Origin of the sequence: Pseudomonas sp. NBRC 111119, from assembly GCF_001320125.1 — a bacterium.
GTDB classification, from domain to species: Bacteria; Pseudomonadota; Gammaproteobacteria; order Pseudomonadales; family Pseudomonadaceae; genus Aquipseudomonas; species Aquipseudomonas parafulva.
In genome coordinates, this window is the sequence record NZ_BCAV01000052.1 from 13,484 (window position 1) to 29,302 (window position 15,819).

General features: G+C 61.6%; 17 protein-coding genes. 8 read left to right on the forward strand and 9 right to left on the reverse strand.

Annotated elements, in window-relative coordinates:
* The first annotated feature begins 123 nt into the window (after positions 1-123).
* Both APH25_RS25130 and APH25_RS19055 read left to right on the forward strand, forming a co-directional pair.
* Positions 124-348 carry a type II toxin-antitoxin system HicA family toxin gene (locus APH25_RS25130; RefSeq protein WP_080667837.1) on the forward strand — a complete coding sequence of 75 codons (225 nt, stop codon included), beginning with the start codon at positions 124-126 and terminating at the stop codon, positions 346-348.
* Entirely contained in the window at positions 345-746 is a 402-nt protein-coding gene (locus APH25_RS19055) for a type II toxin-antitoxin system HicB family antitoxin (RefSeq protein WP_060483010.1), read from the forward strand. The genes APH25_RS25130 and APH25_RS19055 overlap by 4 nt, the downstream gene beginning before the upstream one ends.
* A gap of 25 nt (positions 747-771) precedes the next feature.
* Here the strand turns inward: APH25_RS19055 and APH25_RS19060 are convergent, their stop codons facing one another.
* From APH25_RS19060 to APH25_RS19080, 5 genes are all read right to left on the reverse strand, one after another.
* A complete protein-coding gene (locus tag APH25_RS19060; protein ID WP_028633346.1) occupies positions 772-1,704 on the reverse strand; it encodes a phosphatidate cytidylyltransferase in 933 nt (310 codons plus the stop codon).
* Between the two features lies 1 nt (position 1,705).
* Positions 1,706-2,329: a lysophospholipid acyltransferase family protein gene (locus APH25_RS19065; RefSeq protein WP_060483011.1), complete on the reverse strand. Its 624-nt coding sequence runs from the start codon at positions 2,327-2,329 to the stop codon at positions 1,706-1,708.
* 10 nt (positions 2,330-2,339) lie between these two features.
* Positions 2,340-2,771 carry a hypothetical protein gene (locus APH25_RS19070; RefSeq protein WP_060483012.1) on the reverse strand — a complete coding sequence of 144 codons (432 nt, stop codon included), beginning with the start codon at positions 2,769-2,771 and terminating at the stop codon, positions 2,340-2,342.
* Positions 2,772-2,848: 77 nt separating this feature from the next.
* Complete coding sequence (locus APH25_RS19075) at positions 2,849-4,603, reverse strand: bifunctional alpha/beta hydrolase/class I SAM-dependent methyltransferase (RefSeq protein ID WP_060483013.1); 1,755 nt, start codon at positions 4,601-4,603, stop codon at positions 2,849-2,851.
* 26 nt (positions 4,604-4,629) lie between these two features.
* On the reverse strand, positions 4,630-5,241 hold the full coding sequence (locus tag APH25_RS19080) for a CDP-alcohol phosphatidyltransferase family protein (protein WP_060483014.1): 612 nt from the start codon (positions 5,239-5,241) through the stop codon (positions 4,630-4,632).
* A gap of 195 nt (positions 5,242-5,436) precedes the next feature.
* Between APH25_RS19080 and APH25_RS19085 the strand changes: the two genes are divergently transcribed.
* Both APH25_RS19085 and APH25_RS19090 read left to right on the forward strand, forming a co-directional pair.
* Positions 5,437-6,837, forward strand: coding sequence for a PAAR domain-containing protein (locus APH25_RS19085; protein WP_060483015.1), 1,401 nt, complete (start codon positions 5,437-5,439; stop codon positions 6,835-6,837).
* Complete coding sequence (locus tag APH25_RS19090) at positions 6,830-7,231, forward strand: hypothetical protein (RefSeq protein ID WP_060483016.1); 402 nt, start codon at positions 6,830-6,832, stop codon at positions 7,229-7,231. The genes APH25_RS19085 and APH25_RS19090 overlap by 8 nt, the downstream gene beginning before the upstream one ends.
* 444 nt (positions 7,232-7,675) lie before the next feature.
* On the opposite strand, the gene APH25_RS19100 is transcribed toward APH25_RS19090, so the two are convergent.
* The gene (locus tag APH25_RS19100) at positions 7,676-8,599 is read right to left on the reverse strand and encodes a LysR family transcriptional regulator (RefSeq protein ID WP_060483018.1); all 924 of its coding nucleotides are present in this window, start codon (positions 8,597-8,599) and stop codon (positions 7,676-7,678) included.
* A 77-nt stretch (positions 8,600-8,676) separates the two neighbouring features.
* On the opposite strand from APH25_RS19100, the gene APH25_RS19105 reads away from it, so the two are divergent.
* The gene (locus APH25_RS19105; protein ID WP_060483019.1) at positions 8,677-9,441 is read left to right on the forward strand and encodes a sulfite exporter TauE/SafE family protein; all 765 of its coding nucleotides are present in this window, start codon (positions 8,677-8,679) and stop codon (positions 9,439-9,441) included.
* On the opposite strand, the gene APH25_RS19110 is transcribed toward APH25_RS19105, so the two are convergent.
* Complete coding sequence (locus tag APH25_RS19110) at positions 9,431-9,745, reverse strand: putative quinol monooxygenase (RefSeq protein WP_060483020.1); 315 nt, start codon at positions 9,743-9,745, stop codon at positions 9,431-9,433. The genes APH25_RS19105 and APH25_RS19110 overlap by 11 nt on opposite strands.
* A gap of 172 nt (positions 9,746-9,917) precedes the next feature.
* On the opposite strand from APH25_RS19110, the gene APH25_RS19115 reads away from it, so the two are divergent.
* The 3 genes from APH25_RS19115 to ggt all read left to right on the forward strand — a co-directional run bounded on the left by APH25_RS19115 (position 9,918) and on the right by ggt (position 13,221).
* Positions 9,918-10,508, forward strand: a complete 591-nt coding sequence (locus APH25_RS19115; protein WP_060483021.1) for an NAD(P)H-dependent oxidoreductase — start codon at positions 9,918-9,920, stop codon at positions 10,506-10,508.
* 30 nt (positions 10,509-10,538) lie between these two features.
* Positions 10,539-11,444 carry a LysR family transcriptional regulator gene (locus tag APH25_RS19120; protein WP_060483022.1) on the forward strand — a complete coding sequence of 302 codons (906 nt, stop codon included), beginning with the start codon at positions 10,539-10,541 and terminating at the stop codon, positions 11,442-11,444.
* 109 nt (positions 11,445-11,553) lie between these two features.
* On the forward strand, positions 11,554-13,221 hold the full coding sequence (ggt, locus tag APH25_RS19125) for a gamma-glutamyltransferase (RefSeq protein WP_060483023.1): 1,668 nt from the start codon (positions 11,554-11,556) through the stop codon (positions 13,219-13,221).
* A 17-nt stretch (positions 13,222-13,238) separates the two neighbouring features.
* Here the strand turns inward: ggt and APH25_RS19130 are convergent, their stop codons facing one another.
* Together APH25_RS19130 and APH25_RS19135 are read right to left on the reverse strand one after the other, a co-directional pair.
* Positions 13,239-15,158 (reverse strand): methyl-accepting chemotaxis protein, encoded by a 1,920-nt coding sequence (locus APH25_RS19130; RefSeq protein WP_060483024.1) that lies wholly within the window; start codon positions 15,156-15,158, stop codon positions 13,239-13,241.
* Positions 15,159-15,336: 178 nt separating this feature from the next.
* Positions 15,337-15,819: neutral zinc metallopeptidase (locus APH25_RS19135; RefSeq protein WP_177331206.1), on the reverse strand; the 483-nt coding region annotated here is incomplete at its 5' end.

Consider the following 15,819-nt stretch of genomic DNA (forward strand, 5'->3'; position numbering starts at 1 on the left):
GACTGAGGCGATACGTCCTATAAAGCGGGAGGCCCCATCTGATGGTACTAACGCTGGGAATGCTGTGAAATCCACATCGTTTTTAGTGTGTATAATACACATTAGCTGTCGATGGGAGCGAGAATGCGCAGTCGAGAAGTCATCAAACTCATTGAGGCTGACGGGTGGTATCTGGTGGAAGTGAAGGGGAGTCATCAACAGTTTCGGCATCCTGTGAAGAAAGGCCGTGTAACTGTCCCGCATCCCAAAGCGGAGCTACCAAAAGGAACCGTGCATAGCATTCTGAAACAATCTGGCCTTACACCTACTCCAGGTGTGTCGAGCCACGCTAATGGAGACAATCAATGAAGTTTCCCGTCGTTTTGCACAAAGACCCCTACTCGGAGTATGGGGTAGTCGTGCCGGATGTAGCCGGTTGCTTCTCCGCCGGTCCAACTGTCGCCAAAGCGCTTGAAGCTGTACAGGAAGCGCTGGCGCTTCATTTCGAAGGGCTTGTCGCCGACAACGAGCCATTACCGCAGCCGCAGGAAATTGATGTACATGTGGCCAACCCTGACTACCAAGGTGGAGTATGGGCCGTTGTGGACTTTGATGTGACGCCTTACTTGGGCAGGGCGGTCCGTTTCAATGCGACGCTGCCGGAGCACCTGCTTCAGCGTATCGATGAAAAAGTCAGGCACGATCATCGCTACGCTTCCCGTTCAGGCTTCCTCGCTTCTGCCGCCATGCGTGAACTTGCATCGTGAACCTGACCATCGACGGTAGCGCGGCTTATGCCCACCAATACCGCACAAAGTGAAAGAACACTGGCGCGGCAAAGCACACCGAGTCCATGCGGTCGAGCATGCCGCCGTGACCTTCGATCATGTGCCCCCAGTCCTTCACGCCACGGTCGCGCTTGATGGCCGACATGACCAGCCCGCCGAAGAAGCCCATGGCGTTCACGGCCAGGGCCATCAGCGCCGCCTGCCAGAAGTTGAACGGGGTAATCCAGCACAGCAAGGCGCCGATCAGTGTCGCCAGTGCCACACCACCGGCCAGGCCTTCCACCGTCTTGGACGGTGACAGGTTGGGCGCGACCTTGTGTTTGCCGAACAGTTTGCCGCACACGTACTGCAGCACGTCGCTGATCTGCACCACCAGGATCAGCCAGGCAATCAGCAACAGGTTGCGGCCCTCGTAGCCGGGGATATCGAGGGTCATCAGCGCGGGTACCGAGGACACGCAGTACACCGCGATCATCAGCCCCCACTGTACCTTTGACGCCCGCTCCAGAAATCGCGTGGTGTCGCCGCCGAAACTGGCCAGGATCGGCAGCAGCAGGAACAGGTAGACGGGGATAAAGATGCTGAACATGCCGTACCAGTCCATGGCAATCAGCACGTACTGCACCGGCAGCGCCACATAAAATGCCGCTACCAGTGCGGGGTAGTCACTGCGCCGGGTGGGGGTGAGGGTCATGAACTCGCGCAGTGCATAGAACGACACCCCGTAAAACAGCACGATCACCCCGTACTTGCCGAACAAAAAGGCGATGCCGATCACCAGCACCATTACCCACCAGGCGTTGATACGGGCGTTGAGGTTGTCGATGACCGCATGGGGGCCGGGGCCCGCGCGCCATTTCAGCAGGCGGCCGATCACGCTGGCGAGCAGCAGCAGGGCGCCAATGCCGGCGAACAACGAGAGGGTATTGTCGTGCATGTCAGGCATCCTTGGGTGCAAGGTTGAGCAGGGCCTGGCTGGCCCGATCGAGAAACGCCTGCTTGGTCTCATCGGCCTGCAGGTGCATGGGTTCACCGAAACTCAGCGTGCACAGCAACGGCAGCGGCAAAGCCCGGCCTTTGGGCATCACCCGGTTGAGGTTGGCAATCCAGACGGGTACCAGTTCGACCTGCGGGTGGGCGGCTGCCAGGTGGTAAAGCCCGCTTCTGAACGGCATCAAGGGCTCATCGCCCAGGTTGCGGGTACCCTCGGGGAAAAAGATCAGCGAGTCGCCCTGGGCCACCGCATCCAGTACCGGTTGCAGCGGGTTGCCGCCGCCTTCGTCACGCTGGCGATTGATCAATACGCCATTGAATACCTGCCGGATCAGGAAGTCGCGGATGCCGGGCTTGGCCCAGTAATCCGCGCCTGCTACCGGGCGTGCACGGCTGCGCAACGCCTGTGGCAACGAAGCCCAGAGCAGCACGAAGTCGCCGTGGCTGCTGTGGTTGGCAAAGTACAGGCGCTGAACGGGCTCCGGTGTGCAGCCCAGCCACAGGGCGCGAGCGCCGGTTATCAGGCGTGCAGCAGAGGTGATGACGTAGGCGGTAAGGTTGGCGAGCATGGGTTGATCATCATCCGTTGAAAGGCAGTATCAGCAAGGTAGCCAGGGCCACCATGATTTGCAGCGCCAGGCACACGCCCTGGCGACGTAGCAGGGCCAGGGCGGCCTTGCTGCGTTCGGGCCAGTTGCGGTGGTCAGGCGCCTGCGGTTTGAGCGAAAGCTCGATGAGCGCCCGGTCCAGCGCCAGGGTATCCGCTGCCAGGTCGTGGCTGTTGGCGAGGTGGGCGAACATTGCAGCATCCAACCCGACGCGAATCGCCCAGTACTTGTGCAGCACACCCAGGGCGGTCAATACGGCGCAGGCCAGGGTGGCGAACGGGTGCACCGTGACACCGAGCATGGGCGCCATACCATAGGCAAGCGCCAGCAGGGTAAGGCCGTCCGAGAAACGCTCCAGTTGGCTACCACGCTGTAGCAGGGTGGCAACGACCCAGAGGCTCATGATGGCCTCCGCAGGTGCGACAGGGCCAGATGGCGTGCTGCTCGGCGTATCAGGCCGGCTTCGCGCGTGGGGTTCATTCAACGTACCCGCTGTGCCAGGCTGACGCTGAAAATACCCCACTCATCAATACGCTGGGTGAGCTTGCGGAAGCCTGCCGCCTCCACCAGCTGGTCCATTTCGGCCTGGCTGCGACGGCGCATTACCCAGGCCTGGCCTTCGCGATGGCTGGTAAGTGCGCGGGCGATCATCTCCAGCTGTGGGTGCCAGGGCTGGCCGGTGTAGACCAGGTAACTGCCATCTTCCATCGCATCGGCCAGGCCGGCGAGTGAGTTGCCTACCAGCTGGTTGCTGGCGAACAGTTCATACAGGCCAGAAACCACAGCCAGGGTTGGCGGTTGATCAAGCGAGGCCAGGCTTTGGCGATCAAACGCATCGCCCTGAACGAAGCGGGCAATGTCGGCCAGCCCCTTCTCCTGGATCAACGCCGAACCTTGCTCCACGTTAAGGGGACTGTAATCACGCAGCAGGATCGAGTCTGGCAATCGCTCCAGCTGCTGCAGCGCTTCCAGAATGTAGCGGCCGTGGCCAGCAGCGATATCGACGATGTGCACCGGGCGCTGAGCCTGATGCAAGCAGCTGATGGCCTGGCGTAGCAGCTCTTCGACGTGCAGCTTGCGCTGGCGAATACCGCGCCAGCCAATGGCATCGAGGTAGTTCTTGTCTATTTGGGCACCCAGCCAGCCTTTGCCGGAAGGCTTGTTGCGGTACACGTAATCCAGGGTGCTGCCAGAGTCGAAGCCGGTGTCGAAGCCTAGCTTCACGCCTTCCGACAGCCCACTGCCAAATCGCAGCCCCGCCCGGGTAGCGCGCCAGTACAGGTCACGCGGGGAGTTGCGCGGCAGCGGTGCGGCCAGGCTTTCGGCCTCGGCGCAGGTGGCGCCGGTCTTGTCCGCATCCAGCAGCGATGGCAGCGGGCAGGGGCTGGCGAAACAGTGCTCCACGAAGCGCTCGATGCGGCGCAAGGCATGTGCCCGGTCGCGTTCGCCCAAGGTGTCGTGGAAGAACCCGGGTAGAACGTGCATTTCCTTGCGGGTGCTGCCCAGGTTGTGGAAGAAGCGCTCCTGCGGCTGGCGCTCAACCACCAGATCGGCACCGGACACCAGCAGTTGCGTTGGTACCTGTATCGCCTGCGCATCGGCAACTACACGGTCGGCAGCGTCGTACAACCCCAACAGCATGGTCACCGAGATCGGCCGGCTGATGAGGGGGTCTGCGGTATACGACATCACCCGTTCCGGGTCATGGGTAAGCAACCCTGGCTTGACGTAACTGTTGACGAAAAAGTTGCCGCGCACAGCCTTGAGCAATTTCAGGCCAGGGCGGGCGAAGGGCACGTACAGCTTGACCTTGAAAGCCGGTGAGGCCAGCACCAGGCAGCGCACCTTCGGCGCGTAATCATGCGCCCAGGTGGCGATCAGCACAGCACCGACGCTCTGCGCCAACACCACAAGTTCCTGCTCGGCGATACCGTGGCTGGCCTGAATGTGCTCGATGAACGTCTGTACGTCGCGCACGCTGGTGGCAAAGCCCGGGCTATCACCGCGCGCACCTGGGGAAAGCCCATGGCCCCGGGCATCCCAGGCGAAGAAGTCATAGCCCGGCATGTCCAGCTCATCAGCCAGGTGGGCCATGCGGCCGCCGTGTTCGTGGCCGCGGTGGAACATCACCACCGCCCGGCGCGGCTGGTACTCGTTGCGGGTTGCAGGCCAGTGGCGGTAGTGCAGCTCGACGCCATCATGGGTAGAGAAGTGCAGGGTTTGCGCTTGGCGCATGTTCGAAATCCTTTTGCGACTGCTGGTTAGGCCTGGCGGGTTTCCGCGAGCCCGCGACGAACGCGGTTGTAAAGGGTATAGAGCGAGAGCGCGAGGATGACCAGCAACAGGCCGTTGACCCAGGCAGCGGTAAGCAGCCCCACCGCCACCCCTGCGCCCAGCACGCCGAACGCAAAGGCGCGGTCGCTCTTGCCCATGGGCCCGTCATAGCGCCGCGAAGCCCCGGCCAGCGGGCCCATTACCCCGGCGTACTCGCTGACAGTGGCGAACAGCACCACCAGCACCACCAGCGCAGGTGACACGCCGGGTAGCAGGGCGAAGGGCAGGTAAAGTGCAGCATCCGCGATCACGTCGCACAGCTCGTTCAGGTAGGCGCCCAGGGTGGATTGCTGGCCAAACTCCCGTGCCAGCATGCCGTCGATGGCATTCAGCGCCATGCGCACCAGCATCCATACCGGCACCAGCACGAACAGCCAGGTGACGTGGGGCACAGCGGCTAGCAGCAGGCCCAGCAGTACCGACAGCAGGGCGGCGCATACCGTGACCTGGTTGGCGGTTACGCCGCGATCATGAAGGCGCTGCACCGAGGGGCGCAGCAATGCCTGGAAACGGGGTTTGAGCTGGTAGATCGATGCCACTGGCAAATCCTTTTTCGAGTGGGCCGCATGGGCGTCATTTTGGGTGAGTCTTGCACTGGGGTAAAGCCACCTGAGCGACAGCAGGTGGGGGAAGGCCTTCAGTGTAGGAAGTATCTGATTTGAGGCGCCTGGCGTTTGAAGTTCCTTCCTGGGTGTTAGGTTTTTTTGCTTCAACCAAGGGCAGCGAGCTGTGCGATGCGCGTGAACATCGAAGGCAGGGGCCAGGCAGTAGATGGCGACGTCACCACTACCGGTGCCGTTTGTATTGCCACCGGCACGGGTTACCTGGACAACGCGCGCAACGTGCTACGCGTCGGCGACCCGACCACGGCGTGCCCGGTTTGCGGGCAAGCAGGCGTGGTGGCCGAAGGGGCTGAAAGCTTTATCTCCGATGGCCAGCCTGTCGCCACGGATGGTTCATTGGTGATCTGCGGTTGCTCGCCTGGCAGCAACCGGGTCGTCGCACCGCTCTACGAGGGGCCACCGAGCAGCCAGCCCGGTACCGCGGGTGGGCCAACCGCCTTGGCTGAGCCAGCGAGCGTTTTCCGGGGGGACGGGTTTTCCCGAACCCTTGTCAGCGCGCTGCCCGGCACCCTTGAGCCGGGGTTCTATCTGGTTCCCCGGCGCATGTCGTTTGCGCAGGTCTTGCTGCAGCTCGCTGAGCACGATGCCACCTTGCCCATCTCCCGCTTGAAATGGCTCAACCCCACTTATGCACAGGGCTTCAAGGCTGGGGAAATGTTCGTCATCGGCGACCCGGACAACGGCCATGCCTGCACCCGCGAGGAAGGGCAGCTGATGGCCGCCGCGCAGCATGCCAGGCGCGCACTGCAAGCGCTCGACATGGCCGAAGCCGATTTCATGATGGAGCACCAGGCAGAGATTGCAGGGTTACTCGAAAACGCCAGCCAGGCCATGGGCGTGGGCACAGATATGCTCAACCAAGGGCTGAAACAAGTAAGCGGGACCCTGTCGGCGATCGAACAGTTGCATCAGCAGGAGTTTGTCCGCCATGGCCATTTGAACAGTCCAGGCTTCTTTGCCGAGCGGCGGCGCCTTTTGCAGCAGTTGGATGGTCAGTTGAAGGCCGCGTTGCTCAATAAACAACTGAACTTGGGTAACTATGAGCGCCTGAAGAAGCGCCTGAATATCTCCACCAAAAGCCTGGTTCATCACTGGTCCAAAGCTGGCGGGCCGGGGCAGATACCCGGTTATGCGACACACCTGGATAAGGTGGCGCGGCTTAGTAAGTACATCAAGGCGGGCGGGTATGCAGGAATTGGAATGGGTGGAGGGGCTTCGTATTTGAAAATTCAAGAGGTTTGCAGGGCTGGTGATTCTCGCGAATGTGAGCGTGTCAGGCTAGTAGAGGTAGGAAGCTTTGTAGGCGGGACATTTGGTGGTACTGCGGGAGCCACTATTGCCACTCCCGCCGTCTTGTCCATATGTGGTGTAGTCGGATTTAGTACTGCAGGCGTTGGGGCAGCTTTATGTGGTATTGCAGGAGTTGGAGCAGCATCTTACTTAGGTGGCTGGATAGGCGAATTAATAGGTGAAGAGGGCGGTGAGATGCTATTCAGGGGGAGCAATGATTGAGGTTGATTCATGGCCGTTGAAAACGCAGCTTGCTTTCGTAGTATCACCCTTTCTGATAATCATCCTCGGGATGATCGTGAATGGATCTGTGATCTGGTCCCGTGATTTCAAGGTGCTAAACGAGGCTTTCAGGAATAACACGTATGTCGCAGGCGTCAGGGGTATCATGGGGGACACCAGTATTCGGGCGCGTTGGTTCATCGCATGCACCGTAGCAGGGGCTGTTGTTTTCAAAAAATTCAACTGCCGTATTGGCGTGGTGAATGAGTCTGAGGTGATGGGCGTTCCATTACATTTGAGAAAGCGACTGCGGGTGGCATTTTGGCTGAATGCAGTCGGCTTTTCTTGGCTCGTATTAGTCTGTGCAGTGATCAAGTTGGGCAGGTTGAATTAATTCAGCCTGAGTTTCCACCTGGGAGCAGAGAAAAGCCTGCCTATGTGCTGGCCGCTGGAGAATCAAAAGTTGAATTGATGGCTGAGGCGGCGACAGATGAATTTTGAAATATGGCCACTCACCTTGAAGCTGATCTTCCTACTGGCGCCATTTTTCATCGGTCTAGGTGGTGTGGCAATGAGTTGCTATATAGCTCTGTTAAAGGATTTTGATGTCGCCATGTCAAGTATCACGAGCAATTTTTATCTGGAATCAGTCAAGGTATCTTGGGGCACGAAGGGCCTGAGGTCCAGGTGGCAACTGCTCAATACGGTGGCTGGCATACTGAGCACGGCGTCCCTTCAAATCATGTTAGGGCTGGTAGACCCGACAGAGATAAAAAATTTCCCGCCCCCGCTGAGGTCTCGAATACTGATTGCGTCCTGGCTGGAAATCGTTGCCTTGTTATGGTTGGTCATAGGCTATTTCATCATCCGCTAAAAAGGGCTTTTCACCTATCAACGTCACCAACCCCGCCGCATACCCTGGCAACACTGCAAAATCCCGTGCGCACAGCAACAACCGGCGGTTGGCCCAGGGTTCCTGTAAGCCAGCCCAATGCAATGGCAGCAAGCCCTGCCAGCGCTGTACCGCCGCCAGTGGCACAACGCCGACTCCCGCCCCGCCAGCAACCATGCGGATTACCCCGTCAAACCCCTCGGCCCTTACCCGTACCTGCATGCGCAGGCCGGCACGCAGTGCCAATTCTTCGAGGTACAACGCCAGGGCGCTGGCAGGCCCCAGGCCGACATAGCCGTAGGCCAGGCTGTCGATAAAGCGGGGTGCCGGCATCTGGGCCAGTGGGTGGCCCGGGGGCGTTACCAGCACCAGTGGATCGTCGCGAAAGGGCCGCGTCTGCAGGTGCTCCACCGGGGCGGCACTTGAGGCTACGCCCAGGTCGGCAATGCCCTGGGTAATGGATTGCACAATGCGTAAACTCGGCATCTCCTGCACATCCACGCTCACCCCGGGGTGGGTTGCCAGGTAGCTGGCCAGCAGTTCCGGCAGGTATTCGGTGAGGGCTGCGGTGTTGCACAGCAAGCGCACCTGGCCCTGTTGCCCTTGGGCATACTGCGCCAGGTCGAACTGAAGGCGCTCCACCTGCTGGCCGATCAGCCGGGCGTGCTGCAACAAAGCCTGGCCGGCCGCCGTTGGCACAACGCCGCGGCGGTTGCGCTGCAGCAGCGGCACACCCAGCGAAGCCTCCATGGCGCGGATGCGTGCGCTGGCTGCGGGTAGCGACAGATGGCTCCGGCTGGCGCCCGCAGTGATGTTTCCACATTCCAGGGTGTGTTGAAACAGCCTGAGATCAACCAGCTCGAAGTGCATGTGGCTCTGTCCACGCAATAGTCTGGGTGAGTATATGGCAGATGTTCACACGGTCAGGCATCCGCCATCATCGACCCATGAATACAGTCTTCGCGTTTTACCAGGATATCGGCCCAGCCCTGTCGCTACTGGTGGTGCTGACATTTCTCATGGCTGGCGCAGTGAAAGGCGTGATCGGCCTGGGTTTGCCGACGGTGGCAATGGGGTTGCTGGGCCTGGCTATGCCCCCTGCGCAGGCAGCGGCCCTGCTTATCGTGCCTTCGACCCTGACCAATCTCTGGCAGCTGGCCAGTGGCGGGCATCTGCGCACGTTGCTCGTGCGTTTGTGGCCCCTGCTGGCAATGACCTTCATTGGCACCCTGCTGGGCAGCGCCTGGCTGGGCATCGACAGCGGCCCCTGGGCCGTGCATGCCCTGGGCGCGGCCTTGCTGGTGTACGCCCTTTATGGCTTGGCCGGGCCGGGCTTCAGCCTGGCACCTTCCCGGGAGCGCTGGCTGGGGCCTATATGCGGGCTGATCACCGGGGTGGTCACGGCCGCTACCGGGGTGTTCGTGATGCCGGCGGTGCCGTACCTGCAAAGCCTGGGCCTGTGCCGTGAGCAGATGATCCAGGCATTGGGCTTGTCCTTCACGGTTTCCACCCTGGCATTGGCCATCGGCCTGGCCGGCCAGGATGCACTTGGCGGTCAGGCCCTGGGTGCCTCACTGCTGATGCTGGCGCCGGCGCTGCTGGGCATGCTCGCCGGGCAATGGCTGCGTCAGCGTATCAGCCCAGTGCTGTTCAAGCGGTGCTTCTTCATTGGCCTGGCCATGCTGGGCGGCCATCTGTTGCTCAACGGCTAGCAGATGATGGGCTAAGCATGTCTACCCGCTGGAACTCGAAATCCTGCGCCAGGTAGTCCATGCGCCGCTCAGCGAATGCGGTCATGTGGGGCAGCGCGGCGTGCACATCCAGCGCTGCTTTGTCAGCCCATACTTCGAAGAATATGAACAGGGTCGGGTCCTGCTGGTCGCGCAGCATGTGGTACTCGATGCAGCCAGGTTCCCGGCGGCTGGGCTCCACAAAGGGCCTGAACAGGTTCTCGAAAGCATCGGCCATTTCCGGCCGCGTCTTGGCCTTGAGGATGAATGCGTATTGCTCGGTCATGAAGCGTCGCTCGTGTGAGGGAAGGGCAATGTTAAAGCAATAATAAAACCTGGATTCGTGCTTTTGGGTCACATGTATTGTGCGGCAACGAGGCTGTTTGCTGCATCCCACGGCCTATAACCTGCGGCCTCAACTTTTCACTGAGCCGGTCGCCGGCTATCAGAGGCCCAGCATGAAGCACATCCTTTTGCTCAACGGCGGCAAACAGTTCGCCCATTCTCACGGTCAGCTCAACCAGACTCTTCATGATGCAGCGCTGGCCCATCTGGACCATGCCGGGTTCGCGGTGCAGCAGACCTTCATCGACGGCGGTTACGACGTACCGGCCGAGGTAGAGAAGTTTCTCTGGGCCGATGTCATCATCTACCAGATGCCAGGTTGGTGGATGGGCGCGCCCTGGACGGTGAAAAAGTACATCGACGACGTGTTCACGGAAGGCCATGGCAGCCTGTACGCCAACGATGGCCGCAGCCGCTCGGACACCTCGCGCACGTATGGCAGTGGTGGCCTGTTGCAAGGCAAGCAGTACATGCTGTCGCTTACCTGGAACGCACCTCAGCAGGCGTTCGATGCCGCAGACGACTTCTTCGAAGGCAAGGGTGTCGATGGGGTGTACTTCCCGTTTCACAAGGCCAACCAGTTTCTTGGCATGACCGGCCTGCCCACCTACCTGGCGGTGGACGTGATCAAGCGCCCGGACGTACCGGTTGCGCTGGCAGGTTACTTGGCGCATCTGGACAAGGTGTTCGGCAAGGCGATCTAATCCCGGCAGCTACCTGCCGCAGGCCTGAATGTGAAAACCCGATCCGAAGAGCTCCAGGTGTTCGTCGCTGTCATCGACTGCGGCTCCCTTTCCGCCGCCGCCGAACAGATCGGCCAGACCCCCTCGGCGGTCAGCCGCACCCTGGCACGCCTTGAGGCCAAGTTGGGCACCACGCTGGTGAACCGAACCACACGGCGGATGGACCTCACCGAAGAGGGGCGCTTCTTTCTAGAGCGGGCGCGGCAGATACTGCAGCAAATGGACGACATGGAAGAACGCCTGGCGATCAACCGCCAGATGCCCACCGGGCGCCTGCGCATCAATGCGGCGGCGCCTTTCATGCTGCATGCCATCGTCCCGTGGGTTGGCGAGTTTCGTCAGCACTACCCTGGCATCGAGCTGGAGCTGAACACCGACGACCTGATCATCGACCTGCTGGAGCACAGCACGGATGTGGCGATACGGATCGGTGAGCTGGCCGACTCCAGCCTGCATGCCCGTAGCCTGGGCAGCAGCCCGGTACAGGTGCTGGCCAGCCCTGCTTACCTCGCCCGGGAGGGGGTGCCGCTGCGGGTCGAGGACCTGCCCAGCCACAGCCTGCTGGGCTTCAGCCAACCCGAATCACTCAACCGTTGGCCCCTGCGCCATGCCCAGGGGGAGCAGTGGGGCATTCGCCCGGCGCTGACGGCCTCCAGCGGCGAAACCCTGCGCCAGCTGGCCTTGGCGGGGGAAGGCATCGTCTGCCTCTCCCATTTCATGACCCACGACGACATCCGCGCCGGGCGCCTGCAGGTATTGCTGGCAGATGCCAACAACGGCTATCGCCAGCCCATCCATGCCGTCTATTACCGCAATACCCAGCTGGCCCTGCGCATCCAGTGCTTCCTTGATTTCATCCAGCGCAAACTGGAAAGGTACGCCAGCCCAGTTGCCTGATCACGACATGGCCTGCCCGCCGACGGCGAAACTGCCAGGTGCCGATTGCACACCGGCGGCCCTTCGGCCTTACTGACAACTCGACAAAAACCAACACCAAGGAAGTGTCATGCGTATTGTCCCGTTCCAGTACCTGGCCCTGGCCGCCGCGATTTTCAGCTGCTCTTCGGTGCATGCCGTTGTGTTGGAAGGCGGCGCCGTCGCTGCTCCCGATGAGTACGGTGCAAAGGTGGCCGCCGACATCCTGAAGAAAGGCGGTAATGCGGTGGATGCTGCGGTGGCTACCGCCTTTACCCTGGCCGTCACCTACCCGGAAGCCGGCAACATCGGCGGGGGTGGCTTCATGACCCTGTTCGTCGACGGCAAGCCCTACTTCCTCGATTACCGTGAAGTCGCCCCGCGGGCGGCCACGCGCAACATGTACCTGGATGACAAGGGCGAAGTCATCGAGAACCTGAGCCTGGTTGGCGCCCGCGCAGCAGGTGTGCCGGGGACGGTGATGGGCCTGTGGGAGGCACACCACAAGTTCGGCAAATTGCCCTGGAGCGAGCTGCTGACCCCTGCCATCGGCTATGCCAAAAATGGCTTCAAGGTGGCGGAAAAACAGTATCAGTATCGCAACGATGCCCAAGGCATGTTCAAGACCGCCACCAACTTCAACGACTATTTCGGCAACATGAAGGTTGGTGAGCTGTTCAAGCAACCCGAAATGGCACAAACCCTGGAACGCATTGCCGACAAGGGCGTGAGCGAGTTCTACCAAGGCAAGACCGCAGACCTGCTGGTGGCGCAGATGCAGGCCGACAAAGGGCTCATCACCAAGCAGGACCTGCAGGACTACAAGGCTGTCTGGCGTGAACCGATGGCCGTGAGCTGGCGCGGCAACGTGGTGTATACCGCGCCGCCGCCCAGCTCTGGCGGGGTCGCCCTGGCGCAGCTGTTGGGCATCAAGGAAGACCGTGCCGCCGATTTCAAAGGCGTGGCGCACAACTCCGCGCAGTACATCCACCTGCTGGCCGAAATCGAGAAGCGGGTGTTCGCCGACCGTGCCGATTACCTGGGCGACCCGGCCTTCACTCAGGTCCCTGTGGACAAGCTCGTCGCCAAGGCCTACCTGGCCAAACGCGCCGCCCAGGTCAACCCGAAGGCCATTTCTGATACGGCGCAGGTCAAGCCCGGCCTCGAGCCGCACCAGACCACGCATTTTTCCATCGTCGACAAGCAGGGCAACGCCGTCAGCAACACCTACACCCTCAACCTGGACTACGGCAGTGGCGTCGTGGTCAAAGGTGCAGGCTTCCTGCTCAATGATGAAATGGACGACTTCAGCGCCAAGCCCGGTGCGGCCAACGCGTTCGGCGTGGTAGGCGGCGATGCCAATGCCATTGCCCCCGGCAAGCGCATGCTGTCGTCGATGAGCCCCAGCCTGATGACCCGCGACGGGAAGGTGGAGCTGGTGATCGGCACGCCGGGCGGTTCGCGGATCTTTACCTCGATCTTCCAGGTGATGAACAACCTGTACGACTACAACATGCCGCTGGAAAAGGCAGTGGCCGCGCAGCGCGTGCATCACCAGTTGCTGCCCAAGGACACGATCTACTATGACAGCTATGCCCCGTTGACCGGCCAGGTGGCCGATGACCTGAAGCAGATGGGGTACGTGCTTGAGGACCAAGGCTGGGAGATGGGCGACATCCAGGCGATCCGGGTAAACGGTGCCACGCTTGAAACCGCCTCCGACCCCCGCGGCCGCGGCGTGGGCTTACTGGTCAAGTAACCCCACGCCACGCCCGATCACACCCTGAACCGGCTCACCAACATCTGCAACTCCCCGCCGAGCCGCGCCAGCTCCACGCTGGACGCGGCCGTCTCATCGCTGGCTGCCGCCGTCTGCTCCGACACATCGCGCACATTCAGGATGCTGCGGCTGATCTCTTCCGCCACCGCACTTTGCTGCTCTGCGGCCGCTGCAATCTGCTGGTTCATCGACTGAATGCTCGACACCGTGCTGGTGATGCTCTCAAGCGACGACCCTGCCTTGCGCGCCAGTTCCACGCTGCTGTCGGTCAGCGAGCGGCTGCCCTGCATGGCATTGGCCACCTGCTGGGTGCCGTGCTGCAGGCTGGCGATGAGCTCTTCGATTTCTTCGGTGGATTTCTGCGTACGCTGGGCCAGGCCGCGCACCTCGTCGGCGACCACGGCAAAACCGCGGCCTGCCTCGCCGGCACGTGCCGCCTCGATGGCTGCGTTCAGCGCCAGCAGGTTGGTCTGTTCGGCAACCGACTTGATCACGTCCATGACACTGCCGATTTTCTGGCTTTCCTGCTGCAGCAGGTTCATGGCCTCTGTGGATCGGTGCATGTCATCGGCCAGGCGCTCGATCTGGCCAATCGCTTCACCGACCACGCGGTCACCGGCACGGGCTTCGCCATCGGCCCCCGTGGCGGCATGCGATGCCTGTTCGGCGTTGCGCGCCACTTCCTGAACGGTGGCAGCCATCTCGTGCATGGCGGTGGCCACCTGGTCGGTCTCGACCTTCTGGCTGTTGGCCCCTGCGCTGGTCTGCTCGGTCACTGCCGACAGCTCTTCGGCCGCGCTGGCAATTTGCGTGACGCCATCACGAATCCCGCCGATCAGCTCGCGCAGGGTGGTACCCATGCGCGCGATGCCTTGCTGCAGTACGCCCAGTTCATCCCGGCGAGTAACCCGCAGCTGCTCGGTAAGGTCGCCGCTGGCAATCCGCTCCACGGCCACCAGGGTGTCCTGCAACGGGCGAGTGATCTGGCGGGTGATCAGCACCGCCGCCAGCACACCGACCAGCAGCGCCAGCAATGTAGCCACGGCCTGCAGGGTGCGGGCCTGGCTGCTTTCGATGTCGCGACGCTCCAGCTGGATCTTGTACAGCGCATCGCTGGTCTTGACGATGTCGGCACCTTCTACCGTCATTTCTGCCCGGGCGACGTTGATGGTGGCGACGGCGTCGCGGAACTGGCGCGCAGCGTCACGGAACGCCAACACGGCGCGCTCCAGCGGCTGCAAGGTGGCCTCCTGGCCAGGCAATTCACGCTTGAGGGTGTCCACCTCGGCCAGTGCAGCGTCCAGCTGACGCAGCGCAGCCTGTTCGTTCTGTGCGGTGTTATCGGCAATGTAGCCGCGCACGTCGATGCGCACCTGCAACAGCTGCTGGCGGGTCTTGCTGATCAGTTGCTGCTGGGCCAGGCGCACGCTGTCGCCCTCGGCGCGCGCCATCACGGCCTGGCTCAATGCATCCATGGCCTTGTCGGCCTGGGCGGAGGCGTTGTCCATGGCGGCGCGGGCAGTGCGGCCGGCGTCGTAGCCCTGGCGCATCTTGGCCAGCGAGACTTTGTAGGCGCTGATGGTTTCGCCCAGCTCGCCCAGCAACTTCACGTTTTCAGGGCTCTTGAAGGTGTGCGCCAGGTAGGCCTGCTGCTTGCTGAATGTATCGAGCTTGGCCTGGGTATTGGCCGCTGCTGCGTCGTCACCGTTGGCGATCATGTATTGCAGCCGCGCGATGCGCAGGTCGGTCAGGTCCTTGTTCAGCTGGCTGATATCGCTCATCCAGTTGCTGCGGTCGATCAGGCTGCCCAGGCTGGTCCAGCCAGTCAGGGCCAGCACGCCGGTCAGGATAAGCACCAGGCCGAAGCCCAGGCCAAGTTTCAAGTTGACGCTGATGTTGGCAAACCAGCTGTTCATGCACGCACTCCAGAAGTTGTTTTTCGCTCTCTTGATCTTCGTTCGCAAGGCGTTGTTGTTCTGGATGCCCGCTGAATCGTGCTGGGTGTATCGGCAGCGGAAGGGGAAGCTGAAACGCTTTTTCAGCAAAACCGTAACAGGCGCGGGGTAAAGGGGCCGTTTGGCGGCCCCGGAAATCTCAAAGGTTGCGGGCGCTGAAGGTATCGCAGCTGTCTACTTCGCCCTGGGCGAAGCCGGCCTTGAACCAGCGCACCCGCTGCGCCGACGTGCCGTGGGTGAACGAGTCTGGTACCACGCGGCCTTGGCCCTGTTGCTGCAACCGGTCATCGCCAATGGCATTGGCCGCGTTCAGGGCCTCCTCCACATCACCCGGTTCGAGCCAGTTCAGGCGCTTCTGCGCCTGGTAGGCCCACACACCGGCCAGGCAGTCGGCCTGCAACTCCTGGCGCACCAGCAGGCCGTTGTCCCCTTCCATGCGCTGGCCGCTGCGACGGGCGGCATCCACCTTGGCCGATACCCCCAGCAAGGTCTGCACGTGGTGGCCAATCTCGTGGGCGATCACGTAGGCCTGGGCAAAGTCACCTGCAGCGGCAAAGCGTGTTTCCATTTCACGGAAGAACGACATGTCCAGGTAAACGCGCTGGTCTGCCGGGCAATAGAA